This window comes from Ensifer adhaerens, assembly GCF_002940685.1.
Taxonomy (GTDB): Bacteria; Pseudomonadota; Alphaproteobacteria; order Rhizobiales; family Rhizobiaceae; genus Ensifer; species Ensifer adhaerens_E.
This window is the reverse complement of sequence record NZ_PNFP01000008.1, coordinates 1-15,028: the sequence shown is the minus strand read 5'-3', so window position 1 is coordinate 15,028 and position 15,028 is coordinate 1. Positions and strand designations below refer to the sequence as shown.

The following is a 15,028-nucleotide window of genomic DNA, read 5'->3' as shown; positions in this document are numbered from 1 at the left end:
TCCGCTCCTGTTTTCCGCCCGCGATCCGCATGTCCTCTCCTCCCAGAGCTCGAAACCTAGCGCGGCATCCACCAGCCGGTGCGCGCGCCCATATGCATGTTGAGTGTCTTGGTCTCGGTGTAGTCCTCCACCGCATGCCTTCCGAGTTCGCGACCAAGACCGGACTGGCGATAGCCGCCGAACGGAAGCTCGGACGCACCGTCCATGAAGGTGTTCATCCAGATGGTGCCGGCGCGCACGCGGCGGCCGATCGTCAGGCAGGTGTCGAAATCGCGGCTCCACACACCAGCCGAAAGCCCGTAGTCGATCGCATTGGCGATCCGGATCGCCTCTTCCGTCGTCTCGAAGGTCAGCACCGAGAGAACCGGGCCGAACACTTCCTCGCGCGCCACCGCCATGTCCGGACGCACGGAAGAAAGGATCGTCGGCGCCATGAACTGGCCCATGCCGAGATCGAGCGCCGTGCCGCCATGGGCGACCGCTGCTCCATCCCTGGAAGCGGCAGAAACATAGCCGGCAATCTTTTCCAGGTGCTGCGGCGTGATGATCGCGCCGACCTGGGTTTCCGGGTCGAGCGGATCGCCCACCTTCACCTTGGCCGAGAGCGCGGCGATGCGGCGCGTCACCTCGTCGGCGATGTCACGGTGCAGGATCAGTCGCGAGCCGGCATTGCAGCATTCGCCGGCGTTGAAATAGGCGCCGAAGACGGCGGCATCGATGAACTCGTCGAGATTGGCGTCCGGAAAGACGATCTGCGGGTTCTTGCCGCCGAGCTCCAGCGACACCTTCTTCAGCGTCTGCGCCGCATTGGCCATGGTCAGCCGGCCGACACCGGTCGAACCGGTGAAGGACACCATGTCGACGTCGGGATGAGTCGTCATCGGCGCGCCGACCTCGGGCCCCGTGCCGGTGATGATGTTGACGACACCTGAGGGAACGCCCGCCGCCTCAAGAATTTCGCCAAGCAGCAGCGTCGAGGCCGAGGTCAGTTCCGACGGCTTGACGACCGTGGTGCAGCCCGCAGCAAGCGCAAAAGGCAGCTTCTGGCTGACGATCAGGAACGGGAAGTTCCAGGGCGTGATGATCGAGACGACGCCGATCGCCTCGCGCAGCACAACGCCGAGCGTGCCGTCGCCGAGCGTATTGTAGCTTTCGCCATGCAGATCGCGGGCAAGGGCCGCGGCATAGCGCCAGATATCGGCGGCACCGCCGAGTTCGCCCTTGGCCTGGCTGATCGGCTTGCCGGATTCGATCGCGTCGAGATAGGCGAGTTCGTCGGCGCGCTCGGCAATCATGTCGGCTGCGCGCAGCAGCACCAGCGAGCGCTCAGACGCGGTCATGCGCGGCCAGGCGCCTTCATCGAAGGCGCGACGGGCGGCGGCGATCGCCTTTTCGGCGTCGGCCTTGGTGCCCGCCTGATAGCGGCTGACGGTGACGCCATGGCCCGGCGCCACGCGCTCGATCGTGCGCCCTTCGGCGCTGTCCACCCATTTGCCATCGATCAGCATCTGGAACGCACGGACCTTGTGGCCCTCGATCGGCTTGGGTTTCACCAGCACGGTCATTACCATTCTCCCTTGAATTGGGCTTCACGCTTCTGCGAGAACGCGGCGACGCCTTCCTTGAGGTCGCCGGTCTTGGCAACAAGGATCGAGCCGAGGGCCTCGACGGCGGACCCGTTGTCCTCGCCATTCGCCGAAGCGATCATCAGTTTCGAAATTTCGAGTGCCGCCGGCCCGCGCTTGGCGATACGCGCCGCATAGTCGCGGGCAGCTGTAAGCACCGTGCCGGTCTCGACGACGGCATCGACGAGACCTTGCTTGAGAGCTGCCTCGGCCGTGAACATCTCGCCGCCGAGCACCATGCGCCTGACAATCTGGGCGCCGAAGCGTGAGACAAGGCGCTGCGTTCCGGACCAGCCGGGCACCATGCCGAGGCTTGTTTCCGGCAGGCCGATCTTGATCTGGGCCTCGGCCAGGCGGAAATCCGCCGCCGCCGCAAGCTCCAGCCCGCCGCCGAGCGCATGGCCGTTCAGCGCCGCGATCACGGGCATGCGCAGCGTCGCCAGCCGCTCGAACACCCGATGACCGAACCGCACCCAGTCATGACCGAACGCGGGCGCATCCATGCCGCCCCAGGCCTTGATGTCACCGCCGGCCGAAAACGCCTTGCCTTCGCCGGTCAGGATGACGACGCGGATCTTGCGGTCGGCCTCGACCGTGTCGCAGGCGGACGCCAGCGCCTTCAGCATGTCGATGTCGAAGGCGTTGAGCTTTTCCGGACGCGCGACCGTCATCGTCGCGATCGCGCCTTCGACCTCGATGCGGATACGTCCCTCAGCCACGGTCGCCTCCCTGAAGCCGGCGCGCCGGCTTCTTCGGCAGCTCCAATCCGATCGACGCCTCTTGGAACAGTGCCGCGTCCATGGTCTTCAGCTTGTCCGACACGATCAGCGGGAACTCGGACTGGTCGAGGATATGTGCCTGCAGATCGACACCCGGCGCGATCTCCGTCAGCATCACGCCTTGAGGCGTCAGCTTCATCACGCAGCGCTCGGTCACATAGGTGATGTCCTGACCCTGCTCGATGCCGCGACGGCCGGAGAAGGTGACGTGTTCGACCTCGTTGACCAGCTTCTTCAGCTTGCCTTCCTTCTCGATCACCAGCTTGCCACCCTCGATCGAAAGCTTGGCGCCGGCATTGAACATGCCGGAGAAGACGATCTTCTTCGCCCGCGCGGTGATGTCGACGAAACCGCCGGCGCCAGCCGTCACATGCGGACGGAAGGAGAGCTTCGACACGTTGACCGAGCCATGGCGGTCGATCTCGAGGAACGAGAGCAGCGAAGCATCGAAGCCGGCGCCCTGGAAGTAGGTGAACTGGTAGGGCGAGGGCATGAAGGCGTCCGCGTTCGACGCGCAGCCGAAGGCGAAGTCCAAGAGCGGCACGCCACCGACGGCGCCCTGCTCGATCACCCAGGTGACGGCACCGTGCAGGCCTTCTTCAAGCAGGATGCGCGGCACGTTGGCCGAGATGCCGAAGCCGAGGTTGACGGCGCTGCCGGCCTCAAGCTCCTGCGCGACGCGGCGGGCAATCACCTTCTGAATGTTGAATTCCGGCACGCGGAAACTGTCGAGCGGCCGGAAGATCTCGCCCGATATCGCCGGATCATAGAGCGTCTGGGTCGTCTGCTTCTGGTCGGGATCGACGATGACGTAGTCGACCAGCACGCCGGGCACGCGCACGTCGTGGGGTTTGAGCGATCCTTCCTTGGTGATGCGCTTGACCTGGGCAATGACGATGCCGCCATTATTGCGAGCGGCGAGCGCCTGGTCGAGGCCGCCGAGATAGGCGCCCTCGTGCTCATAGGTGAGGTTGCCGCGCTCGTCGGCCGTCGTCGCACGGATGATCGCCACTTCTGGCGCGATCGCCTTGAAATAGAGCCAGTCCTCGCCTTCGAACGAAACCTTCTTCACCACGGGTTCGGACGCGGCCGAGGCGTTCATCGCGCAGCCTTCGCGCGACGGGTCGACGAAGGTGTCGAGACCGACCTTGGTCATCACGCCCGGCCGCTTGGCTGCCGCTTCGCGGTGCATGTCGAAGAGGATGCCGGAGGGAATGTTGTAGGCAGCCACGTCGTTGGCGCCGATCATCTGCCAGATCAGCGGCGGTTCGGCACTCGACGGGCCGGACGGGTAGGAGCCGCCGATGATCTTTTTCAGCAGGCCCTTCTTCGCGATGTAATCGACACCCTTGATGCCGCTCATGTCGCCGGCGGCGATCGGATGCAACGTCGTCAGGTTGCGCGGGTGACCGGTTGCATCAAAGCGCTCGCCGATCGCCTTCAACATCAGGTCCGGGCAGCCGAGGCCGCTGGACGACGAGACGGAAACCACCGCACCATCCGGGATCATAGCGGCCGCTTCGGCCGGCGAGATATGCTTGCTCATCGACATCTGTTCAAAGTCCCGTTTCGATCGCCACGGCCTGGCCGGTGGCTGCCGCCTTGACGACGGCAAGGCCTGTCGCCAGCGACCAGACGCCGTCCTCGCCCGAGGCCGACGGTTGGCCGTTGCCCTCGACTGCGGCATGGAAGGCGGAAAGCGCGGTTTCGTAGAGATTGCCATGGTCGAGTGTCAGCGCGGTTTCGCCATCGGCATTGCGCAGCGTCACGGTACCCGTCGGCTTCTGGGTCATGACGTTGCGGCCGATCAGCGATCCTTCGGTGCCATGCACTTCAAGGCCGGTCTCGGCGAACTTGGTGGTGAAGGCATCGTGGAACTGGGCGATCACACCGGACCGGAAGTGAATGACGCCCATGACGCCGTCCTCCAGCCCTTCCTTGCCCATGCCGGCGCTGTGGCTGATGGCGACCGCTTCCATCGGATCGTCGTTGAGGACGAAGCGCAGCGTATCGGCATCATGTACGGTGATGTCGAGGATGACGCCGCCGCCGGCATCCGGCCGCTCCAGCCGCCAGCCCTGCAGATGCGGCGGCAGATAGACGGCGTGAAACACGCGCGCGGCAATCGGTCGGCCGATCCTGCCCTCGGCGATCGCCTCGCGCATGGCGCGGTGGGTGGCGGCGTTGCGCAGGTGGTGGTTCGTGGCGAGCACGACGCCGGCATCACGCGCCGCGCTCACCATGTCGCGCGCGTCCTCGAGCGTCATCGCCAGCGGCTTTTCGCAAAGCACGTGTTTGCCGGCGGCAATGGCCGCCAGCGTCTGCTCGCGATGCAATTCGTTGGTGGTCGATACATAGACGGCATCGACATCGGGGTCGCCGACCAGTTCCGCGACCGAGGTCACCGATTTCGGGATGCCGTTCTCTTCGGCATAGGTGGCACCGCGCTCGGCATTGGTGCTCATGACGGAGACGACTTCGCCGCCGGCGGCGCGGATCGCGCCGATCACCCATTCGCGCGCAATCGTGCTTGCGCCGATCAGACCCCATCGCGTCATGCCAAAACCTCCCTTTTTCTCTCGACCGCGGCGCCGCAGCTCTGGCGGACAACGAGGCGGACCGAACCGACGATCGCTTCGGGCTCCGCCTTGCCGGCCTTGATCTGCTTCAAGAGCAGTTCGGCGGCCCGCTGGCCCATGCCTTGCGGATCGACGGAAACCGTCGTCAGCGCCGGCACGGCTGTCTTCGCCTCGATCACGTCGTCGAAGCCGATGACGGCGAAGTCGGCGCCCGGCTCAAGCCGCCGGGCCCTGAGACCATCGCAGACACCGAAGGCGACCGCATCGTTGAAGCACAGGGCTGCCGTCGGCCGGTCGGCGAGCATCATCGCCTGCTCGACCGCCGTCACCCCGCCGGCGCGCGACGGCGCCGAGCCGATGATCAGCGCCTCGGACACCGGCAAGCCCGCCTCGATCAGGGCGTCGCGGTAGCCGCGCATGCGCGCCTCGAAGACGGCGGTGTCGGGAAAGCCGCCAAGAAAGGCGATGCGCTGGTGCCCGCGCTCGATCAGATGCCTGACGGCGGCCATGGCGCCGGCATGGTTGTCGGATGTCAGCGACGAAACCTCGGCACCCGCGATGTCGCGAACGACCAGCACGACGGGAATGCCGCTTTCGACCAGCGGCGCAAGATCGGTCGCCTCGGTGCCGCGCGCCGGCGAGACGATCAGGCCGGAAACGCCATGCTCGCGCATCGATGCCACGACTTCGCGCTGGCGCTCGATCTTTTCGCCGGTATTGGCAAGGAACTGCACGAAGCCCGCCGATTGCACGACCGCATCGACGCCGACGGCAAGCTCGGCAAAGAAGCTGTTGGTCAGATCGTTGACGACGATGCCGATGATCTTGGATTTGGCCTGGCGAAGATTGGCGGCGCCGCGGTTATAGACATAGCCGAGATCGCGGATGGCGGCGTTCACCTTGGCACGCGTCGCCTCGTTGACGAGCGAACTGCCCTGGAGGACGAGCGACACGGTCGACTTCGACACGCCGGCGGCGCGCGCTATATCGATGACCGTTACCCTTTCCTTGACCACAGCATCCTCCCGAATTTTCTCACCTGCTTTTCTCTTTCATAATTGGAACGTTCCAATTTCGTCAAGAGTTGGGTGATCACTTTTTTCGATCTCGCTCGCCCACAATATGGCCAGACAGTCGAGATCACCGACATCGGAGGGAGGCTTGCTGCACACATAAATCTATGAAAAATAACGATATATCTTGGCGTACCTCCTAAGGATCCGGCATGGGGCGGACGCCCAAAAACATTGCCGCTTGCCATTTGGAACGATCCAAAGTATTCCAAGACAAACGTCCGCGGAGGAGACCGACCCCAATGACAAGCCTGACGCTGCCGCGCCAAGACGGTTCGCTTGAACAGTTCCACCTGACCGGAACGCCAATCGAACGGCCCAAGACGCCGCCGACCTTCAACCGCATCGCCTATGCGGCCGCCCATGTGGTCTCGGATCCGCTCCGCGACCTCGATCCCTGGGGCAATCCGGCGATCGACTGGGACGCGACGATGGCGTTTCGCCATCACCTCTGGAGCCTCGGCTTCAAGATCGCCGAGGCGATGGACACGGCCCAGCGCGGCATGGGCCTTGCCTGGCCGGGCGCGCAGGAGCTGATCCGTCGCTCGCTGGCAGATGCACGCCAGGTCCCGGACGCCGACCTTGCCTGCGGCGCCGGTACCGATCATCTGGCGCCGGCCGACACGCGATCGCTGGACGACGTGATTGCCGCCTATGAGGAACAGGTCGGCTTCGTCGAAGGCGAGGGGGGCAGGGCGATCATGATGGCGAGCCGGGCGCTTGCCCGCGTCGCCCGCTCCGCCGACGACTATCGCCTTGTCTATGGCCGCATCCTTGGTCAGGTCAGGCACAAGGTCGTGCTGCACTGGCTCGGCGACATGTTCGATCCGCAGCTTCGAGGCTATTGGGGCTCGGAGGATTTCGATGAGGCGCTCGACACCGTGCTGTCGATCATCGGGGCCAACCGCGACAAGGTCGAAGGCATCAAGATCTCGCTGCTCGACAATGCCAAGGAAGTGGCGCTGCGCAATCGCTTACCCGATGGCGTGCTCTGCTTTACCGGCGACGACTTCAACTACGCCGAACTGATCGAAGGCGACGGCCGCAAATACAGCCATGCGCTGCTGGGCATCTTCGATGCGGTGGCCCCCTCCGCCTCCAAGGCGCTCGCCGCACTCGCCAGGGATGATCTTTCCACCTTCCGCGGCGTGATCGAACCGACGGTCCCCTTGTCGCGCAAGATCTTCGAGGCGCCGACGCAGTACTACAAGGCCGGCGTCGTCTTCCTTGCCTGGCTGAACGGGCACCAGCGCCATTTCACAATGCCTTCGGGCATGCAGTCGGCCCGCGGGGTGCTGCACTACGCGGACATCTTCCGCCTTGCCGACCGCGCCAATGTGCTCGATCGGCCGGAACTGGCAGCCCAAAGAATGCAAAGCCTGCTATCGACTTTGGGGGTAGAGCAGGGCGCCTGAACAGACAGACGGCGCCCGGGAAGGCGCCGTCTGTTCTCGACCGGAGGCCGGGCGGGCCGCCGCGTGATCAGAATGTCGCCGTCAGGCTCAGCCAAAAGCGGCGGCCTTCCCCGACCGCATTGAAATCGGTCGGCTCGACCTCCTTGTCGAAGAGGTTGTAGACGGCCGCATTGAGCGTCAGCCCTTCGCCGACATCGTATTTCGTGCCGACATCGACAGTGGTGTAGGCGTCATACTTGTAGCCTGTCTTGCCGTTGATCCTCACCGGCTTGCCGCTGGTGGTGGAGACACGCGGGCCGGCGGAGATTTCCTCGCCGTGATAGTTGACCGAGGCCCAGGCCTCGAGGCCTTCGATCGGCGTGTACCAGTCGGCCCTGATATTGGCCATGTGCTCCGGCGTGCGCGCCAGCGGGAAGCCGGCGAAATCTCCGGTCTTCTGTTCCGACTGGGTATAGGTATAGCTGGCGCGCAGCGTCAGATCCGAGGTCGCATTCCACGTCGCCGTCAGTTCCACACCCTGGATGACCGCGTCGTCGATATTGTAGTTGTACCAGAGGCGGTAGTTCGGATCCTCGCTCCAGCGCACCGGATTGCCGGAAGCGTCGACCACCGGCAGGTTGGAAATCTTGTCCTTGAAATCGGTGTAGAAATAGGTGCCGCCGAGGATGACGTCGCCATTGTCCCAGACCGCGCCGATTTCATAGCTGGTGCTCGATTCGGCCTTGAGGTTCGGGTCGGCGATGATGACGCCGCAGGTGCCGGTCGGCCCGTAGGTGCAACCGCCGCCGCCGGTCGTATAGGCATAGCCCGGTGCAATGCTGCGGATATCGGGCGCGCGAAAGCCGGTGGAAACGCCACCCTTGACCGTCAGCATGTCGGTCGCGTCCCAGACGCCGTAAATGCGCGGGCTGAGGTGGTAACCGTACACCTCGTGATGATCCAGGCGCAGACCGGTGGTCAGCGCGAAGCTGTCCACCATGCGCCACTCGTCCTCGGCAAACAGCGCCCATTGCGTCGCCGAGAAGGTCTCGTTCTTGCCCGTGCGGCGTCCCGGGTTCTGATCGGACAGCCGCGCCTCGAAATACTGCCCGCCGGTCACCAGCGTATGGCTGCCGCCGAGTTCGAACGGTGTGGTGAACTTGCCGTCGATCACCGTGTTGCGCACCTGAGGCGCGCGCGGCTGCTTGATGAAACGGCCATCCGCCTGGCTGTAATTGTAGTTCCGCCGCTCCGCCCATTCCTGCAGGATGGAGAAGTCCGAGGTCGTCGGCCCCCAACGTCCCGTATGCGAGAACGACCAATGATCGCGGTCGTTTTCGTTGTAGGTGCTGACGGCCCGCGGTCCGGGCGCGATGGTGTTGCCGACATTGGCGTCGCGCTTCAGCCGCGCCTTCCCGCCTTCCAGGAAGAAGTCGTGATCCTCGTTCGGCGTATAGGAGAGGCGGGCGGTCAGATCATGCTCCTTCGCGCCGGTGATGCCGGAGAGGAAGTTGTCCTCGCCGCGCTTCAGGCCACGACCCCAGATCTGCACGCCGAGCGTATCCTTCAGGATCGGCCCGCTCGTATAGAACGACATTTGCCCGGAATTGCCGAAGCGCTTGTGCTGCTGCATCGTGCCGTCGGTCGTGACCGAGCCGGTCCATGTATCGGCAACCTTGCGGGTGATGATGTTGATGACCCCGCCCATGGCATCGGAACCATAGAGCGACGACATCGGGCCGCGCACGATCTCGATGCGTTCGATGGCGGCCGCCGGCGGAACGAAGCTCTGCTCGAAGCCGGAATTGCCGTTGGTGCGCGCGTCGCGCGTGCTCTGGCGTTTGCCGTCGACGAGGATCAGCGTGTAGGAGCCGGGCAGGCCGCGGATGAAGATGTCGCGCTCGTTGGCGACGCCGGTCACCGCCACGCCTTGTGCGTCGCGCAGCGCGTCGGTCAGATCGCGGAACGACCGCTTCTGCAGGTCTTCGCCCGAGATGACCGTAATGCTCGCCGGCGCCTCCTTGACGTTCTGCTCGAAGCCGGTCGCCGTCACCACGATCTGCTCGAGTTCGGTCGCCTTCTCCTTGTCCTTTTCCTTGGCCTTCTGCGCCAACGCTTCCGCCGGTGCCGTCAACGCCGTGCCGGCAAGGCAGGCGCAGACGAAACGACGCGACCATCCGGCCGGGCCGCGCCGGCCCGGTTGACCGGTCCGTTGCCGCCGGCCATCGGTTTCCGTCGCAAGCCCCATCCGCTTCATCATCTTCGCCCCACATATATCTTGAGTAATGAACTCCACTTAGTTATTGGCGAAGGAGGCGGTCAACGGCGCTGTTTTAGAACCGTTCCAATTACGAAACGACGCAAAACAGCGCCGGCGAATATGCCGGACGAGCAGAAAGGCGGGACGGGACCATGGCGCAAGAACGAACGGGCGAAGCGGTGGGCAAGCCGGTCTCGAACGACCGTCAGACGGACCTGAGCAAGCTGCGCCTCCTCGTGGCGCTCGATGCGCTGTTGCGCGAAAACAGCGTCAGCCGCGCGGCCGCGAGCGTCGGACTTCAGCCCTCGGCGATGAGCCGCTTGCTCGGTCAATTACGCAAAGACTATGCCGATCCCCTGTTCCTGCGCACCGGCCACGGCCTTCGCCCGACGCCGCTTGCCGAGTCGCTGCGACTGCGCGTGCGCGCTCTTGCCGCAGAGACCGAGGCGCTGTTTGGCGCTCATGCAGTGGGTGGCCCGTCAGCGCCACCGCAAGCGGGGCACGCAGGCTGGGGAGGGCAGGCCCTGAGCGAAGCACCACCCTTGTCAGTCCGTCCGAGCCGCCTGCTCGAAGGCGAACCGGCACCGGAGCAATTCGCGGCAAAACTGGCCGAGATCGGCGGCGATGCCGCGCCCGAACGCCGGCTGGCCCGTTGCATCGCCACTGTTGGTACCGGTGCAGGCCGCAGCCGCCCCTTGAGCGAAGAGGAGGCCGAGGATGCGCTGGCGATCATCCTTGCCGGCGAGGCCGATCCGGTGCAGATCGGCGCTCTGATGACCGTGCTGCATTATCGCGGACCGACCGCGGTGGAAGTGGCCGGTTTCGTGCGCGCCATGCGCCGCCATGTCGGCGCGATCGCACCGGCAGGCCGTATCGCCGATCTCGACTGGCCCTGCTATCTCTCGCCGAAACTGAAGACCGCGCCCTGGTTCCTGCATTCAGCACGGCTTGTCGCCGACGCCGGTCATCGCGTCGTGCTGCATGGGAACTACGGCGAGGCAAGCGAGGAACGGCACAAGCTCGAGATCGCCGCCTCCGCAGCCGGCATCCCGATCTGCACGTCGATCGCCGCAGCCAAGACGGCGCTTGGATCGGCAGGAATCGCCTACCTGCCGCTGTCTGCCTTTGCCCCGCAGATCTATCGTTTGCTGGGGCTCTATCGGCTGATGGAAATGCGCATGCCGCTGAACGCGGCCATCCATCTCATCAACCCGATGGGCGGGCGGGCAAGCCTGCTCGGCGTCGCCAATCCCTCGAGCCGCACGCTCAGCCGCGACATCGCCCTGCTGCTCGGCACGAGGGAACTGACGATCCTCGGCAATACCCGCGACCACGCCGAGTTCACGCCCTACCGCCAGACGCCGCTTTTCCGCCTTGTCGGCGGCGAAGTTTCCGACCTCATCGTCCCCGCAAGGACGGCGCCGCCGGCCGAGCCGCGCACGGGCCTCAGCAGCCGCGAATACTGGCAGGCCGTCTGGACCGGTGCCGCCCGCGACGAGCGCGCCGAAACAATCATCATCACGACCACGGCTGCCGCTCTCATCAGCCTGCGCAATCACGATGATTTCGAGGCGGCCTGCGAGACGGCGCGGGGACTTTGGAACAACCGATCACGCCGGATGGCGTGACCGGAGATGGGTGCCGCTCAGGCGGCAAGGCCCTTTTTCGCCAGCATCGCGTCCGGGCTCGGCAACTTGCCGCGAAAGGCCCTGTAAGCCTCTTCCGGATCGATCGAGCCGCCGACCGAATAGATGTTGTCCTTGAGCCGGGCGGCCATGGCCGGGTCGAACGCGTTGCCGGTTTCCTCGAAGGCAGCGAAGGCGTCAGCGTCGAGCACTTCCGACCACATGTAGGAATAGTAGCCGGCCGAGTAGCCGTCGCCCGAGAAGACGTGCAGGAAATGCGGGCTGCGATGTCGCATGACGATGGATTTCGGCATGCCGATCTCATCGAGCTTCTTGGCTTCGAGCGCCATCGGCTCCGCCGTCACCCCGGCCGTGTGATAGGCCATGTCGACGAGCGCCGAGGAGGTGAACTCGACCGTTGTGAAGCCCGAGTTGAAGGTGCGAGCCGCCAGCACCTTGTCGAGCAGCGCCTCAGGCATCGGCTCGCCGGTCTGGTAGTGCACCGCATAGCGCTTGAGGATTTCGGGCACCGTCAGCCAATGCTCGTAGAGCTGCGACGGCAATTCGACGAAGTCGCGCGACACACCCGTGCCCGAAACCGAAGGATAGGTGACGTTGGATAGCATGCCATGCAATGCGTGCCCGAACTCGTGGAAGAGCGTACGGGCGTCGTCGAGTGACAGCAGCGCCGGCTTGCCTTCGGCGGGCTTGGCAAAATTGCAGACGTTGTAGATGATCGGCAGCTCGCCCTCGGCACCGTTCTTCAGCTTGAGCTTGTGCTGCGACTGGAAGGCGCTCATCCACGCGCCGGAGCGCTTCGAGGAACGGGCAAAGTAGTCGCCGAGGAAGAGCGCCACCAGCTTGCCGGATGCGTCCTTGATCTCGAAGACGCGCACATCGGGATGGTAGGCAGCAACGCCTTTTTTCTCCGTCGCGGTGATGCCGAACAGGCGCTTGGCAACGTCGAAGCAGGCTTCGATGATCTTTTCGAGCTGCAGGTAGGGCTTGAGTTCGCCCTCGGAGAAGTTGAACTTCTCGGCCCGGAGCTTCTCGGCGTAATGGCGCCAGTCCCAGGGCATGACGTCGTGATTGCGGCCTTCGCCGGCAACGAGCCTGGCAAGCTCGGCCTCTTCCTCGCGAGCACGCGCAACCGCCTTTTCCCAGACCTGCATCAGGAGACCGTTCACCGCGGCGGGCGTCTTCGCCATGGTGTCGTCGAGCTTCAGCGCTGCGAAGTTGTCATAGCCGAGCAGCTTCGCTTTTTCGGCGCGCAGCGCCAGCATCTCGGCGATCAGCCCGCGATTGTCGGTCTCACCACCGTTTTCGCCACGGGCAATCCAGGCGCGGAAGGCCTGCTCGCGAAGCTCGCGATTGTCGGAGAAGGTGAGGAACGGCTCGATGATCGAGCGCGAAAGGGTGACCGCATATTTGCCCTTCTGGCCGCGATCCTCGGCGACCGCCGCCATGGCGTCGCGCAGGAAGTCCGGCAGGCCGGCGAGCTGTTCCTCGCTTTCGAGGAACAGAACCCAATTCTTCTCGTCGGCGAGCACGTTCTGGCCGAACCTGGCGCCAAGGCCCGCAAGCTTCTCGTTGATCGCTGCCAGCCGTTCCTGCTCGGGCTTTTCGAGCTTGGCGCCGGATTTGACGAAACCCTTCCAGTGCCGCTCCAGCACGCGCGTCGCTTCGAGATCGAGGCCCAGCGCCTGGCGTCCTTCCCACAGCGTATCGATGCGCTTGAACAGCGCCGCATTCATGCCGATCTTCGAATAGTGCCGGGACATTTTTGGCGCGATGTCCCGTTCAAGCGCCTGGATCGTCTCGTTGGTGTCGGAACCGGCCTTGTTCCAGAAGATCGAAGACACCCGCGAAAGGGCGTCGCCCGCAATCTCGAGCGCAACGATGGTGTTGTCGAAAGTCGGCGCCGCGGGACTGCCGGCGATTGCATCGATCTCCGCCTCATGCTCGCGAAAGGCGGCATCGAACGCCGGTGCGAAATCCTCGTCCTTCACCAGATCGAACCGCGGCAGGCCCTCATGGCCGGTCCACGAGGTGAGCGCAGGGTTGAGCGGGGTGCTGGTGGTCATCAGAAATCCTTTCGCATGCGGTCCGACGCGGGGCCGGGGAGGGACGCCGCTGACTGATGACATCAGGAAGCGGCGAAAATGAAGGTGGTTGCCGGCAGGGAAGGCGTCAAGGCTTGCGCAGGCCGAGGAGGCCGGGGGCAGCGTGCCAGACCGCCTGAACGGCGAAGCCGATGAACAGGAGACCGGAGAGCCGAACGATCGCGAGTTCGTGGCGTCGGTAGAAGCGACGCACCACGGACGTGCCGATGATGACGATCAGGATCAGGTCGGCAACAAGAAAGCCGATCAGCGAAACTGCGAGCAGCGCCGGCAGCGCATCGAAATCAAGCGCGTTGGCCGAGCTGGCGAGCAGTGCGGTGAAGGTTGCCAGCGCCACCGGATAGCCTTTGGGATTGGTCAGCCCGAAGATCAGTCCACGCCTCAAGGGACGCTCGACCGTGAGCAGCGCCCGGCTCTCGCCGGCGGGACGAGCGCGCAGCGCCGTCCAGCCGATCCAGCCGAGATAGGCACCGCAGAAGAGGCCGAGAATATCGAAGATGGTGGTTCCGACCGAGCGCGCACCGACAATGGCGACCAGCGCCAGGGTCGACCAGAGAATGTCACCGGCCAGATGCCCACCCATGAAAAGGGCGCCTGCCTTGCGCCCCTGGCCGGCGCCGATGCCGAGCAGGGCCAGAAAGGCAGGTCCGGGAATGAGGACATAGGAAAGGGCGGCGAGAAAGGCTCCAATCAGCAGCGTCTCGGACATGGCGGGTTCCCGGTTGAGTTGCCCGCATTCGATCCGGAGGCACCGATTCAGTCAAGAGGAAAGCTAAGCCAGCTATAGGACGACGCAGGGGAGCGCTTGCCACGCTGCCTGCCGGAAAATGTTAGGTTCCTGGTCGTGGCGCGGATATGTGCGGCGACGGCGTGGACGAAATTGTACATGTTCTTCTCCTCGAAGGGTCGATGGCCGGGCAGGTGCGCGGCTTTCGAACAACATGGCACTCCCTCGCCGGAGCAGCTGTTCCGTCGGGAACGTGCCCCTCGTGAGCGCGCACAAATCTTTCGTTTCGCCGATTTCCCTCGATACGAAGTTGCGCTAGAACGCGGCCGAGTTTTCCCCGCGAGAAGGACTATCCATGACTGTGCGCAACCTCTTCCTTCTGCCCGGCGACGGCATCGGCCCGGAAGCCATGGCGGAAGTCCGCAAGATCATCGCCTACATGAACGCCGAGCTTGGCTCCGGCTTCGTGACCGACGAGGGCCTGGTCGGCGGTTCGGCCTATGACGCCCACGGCCAGGCGATCTCGGAAGAGGACATGGCAAAGGCGCTTGCCGCCGACGCGGTGCTGTTCGGCGCCGTCGGCGGTCCGAAATGGGATGCGGTGCCTTACGAGGTGCGTCCGGAAGCCGGCCTGTTGCGCCTGCGCAAGGATCTCGAACTCTTCGCCAACCTGCGTCCGGCGATCTGCTACCCGGCGCTGGCGGACGCCTCGTCGCTGAAGCCCGAGCTGGTCGAAGGCCTCGACATCCTGATCGTGCGCGAGCTCACCGGCGGCGTCTATTTCGGCGAGCCGAAGGAGATCATCGATCTCGGCAACGGCCAGAAGCGCGGCATCGACACCCA

11 protein-coding genes are annotated in these 15,028 nt (G+C 64.6%); 3 read left to right on the top strand and 8 right to left on the bottom strand.

Annotation, left to right across the window (positions count from 1 at the left end):
- Window positions 1-56: 56 nt before the first annotated feature.
- From C1A35_RS16500 to C1A35_RS16480, 5 genes are read right to left on the bottom strand one after another with little or no spacing between them, the layout of a single operon-like run.
- The gene (locus C1A35_RS16500) at window positions 57-1,565 is read right to left on the bottom strand and encodes an aldehyde dehydrogenase family protein (RefSeq protein WP_104665395.1); all 1,509 of its coding nucleotides are present in this window, start codon (window positions 1,563-1,565) and stop codon (window positions 57-59) included.
- Window positions 1,565-2,344, bottom strand: a complete 780-nt coding sequence (locus tag C1A35_RS16495) for an enoyl-CoA hydratase/isomerase family protein (protein ID WP_104665394.1) — start codon at window positions 2,342-2,344, stop codon at window positions 1,565-1,567. The genes C1A35_RS16500 and C1A35_RS16495 overlap by 1 nt, the downstream gene beginning before the upstream one ends.
- Window positions 2,337-3,956, bottom strand: coding sequence for an acyl CoA:acetate/3-ketoacid CoA transferase (locus tag C1A35_RS16490; protein ID WP_104665393.1), 1,620 nt, complete (start codon window positions 3,954-3,956; stop codon window positions 2,337-2,339). The genes C1A35_RS16495 and C1A35_RS16490 overlap by 8 nt, the downstream gene beginning before the upstream one ends.
- Window positions 3,957-3,960: 4 nt before the next feature.
- Window positions 3,961-4,962, bottom strand: a complete 1,002-nt coding sequence (locus C1A35_RS16485; protein ID WP_104665392.1) for a Gfo/Idh/MocA family protein — start codon at window positions 4,960-4,962, stop codon at window positions 3,961-3,963.
- Window positions 4,959-5,999 (bottom strand): LacI family DNA-binding transcriptional regulator, encoded by a 1,041-nt coding sequence (locus C1A35_RS16480; protein ID WP_104665391.1) that lies wholly within the window; start codon window positions 5,997-5,999, stop codon window positions 4,959-4,961. Before C1A35_RS16480 ends, C1A35_RS16485 begins: the two co-directional genes overlap by 4 nt.
- 299 nt (window positions 6,000-6,298) lie before the next feature.
- Between C1A35_RS16480 and C1A35_RS16475 the strand changes: the two genes are divergently transcribed.
- Complete coding sequence (locus tag C1A35_RS16475) at window positions 6,299-7,471, top strand: dihydrodipicolinate synthase family protein (protein WP_104665390.1); 1,173 nt, start codon at window positions 6,299-6,301, stop codon at window positions 7,469-7,471.
- Window positions 7,472-7,538: 67 nt separating this feature from the next.
- Here the strand turns inward: C1A35_RS16475 and C1A35_RS16470 are convergent, their stop codons facing one another.
- The gene (locus C1A35_RS16470; protein ID WP_234822895.1) at window positions 7,539-9,710 is read right to left on the bottom strand and encodes a TonB-dependent receptor domain-containing protein; all 2,172 of its coding nucleotides are present in this window, start codon (window positions 9,708-9,710) and stop codon (window positions 7,539-7,541) included.
- 152 nt (window positions 9,711-9,862) lie between these two features.
- Between C1A35_RS16470 and C1A35_RS16465 the strand changes: the two genes are divergently transcribed.
- Window positions 9,863-11,338 carry a glycosyl transferase family protein gene (locus tag C1A35_RS16465; RefSeq protein ID WP_104665389.1) on the top strand — a complete coding sequence of 492 codons (1,476 nt, stop codon included), beginning with the start codon at window positions 9,863-9,865 and terminating at the stop codon, window positions 11,336-11,338.
- Between the two features lie 17 nt (window positions 11,339-11,355).
- Here the strand turns inward: C1A35_RS16465 and C1A35_RS16460 are convergent, their stop codons facing one another.
- Both C1A35_RS16460 and C1A35_RS16455 read right to left on the bottom strand, forming a co-directional pair.
- Window positions 11,356-13,419 carry a M3 family metallopeptidase gene (locus tag C1A35_RS16460; RefSeq protein WP_104665388.1) on the bottom strand — a complete coding sequence of 688 codons (2,064 nt, stop codon included), beginning with the start codon at window positions 13,417-13,419 and terminating at the stop codon, window positions 11,356-11,358.
- Window positions 13,420-13,525: 106 nt separating this feature from the next.
- Complete coding sequence (locus tag C1A35_RS16455) at window positions 13,526-14,167, bottom strand: LysE family translocator (RefSeq protein ID WP_104665387.1); 642 nt, start codon at window positions 14,165-14,167, stop codon at window positions 13,526-13,528.
- A 373-nt stretch (window positions 14,168-14,540) separates the two neighbouring features.
- Between C1A35_RS16455 and C1A35_RS16450 the strand changes: the two genes are divergently transcribed.
- On the top strand, window positions 14,541-15,028 hold a 488-nt coding region (locus tag C1A35_RS16450; protein ID WP_234822894.1), incomplete at its 3' end, for an isocitrate/isopropylmalate family dehydrogenase.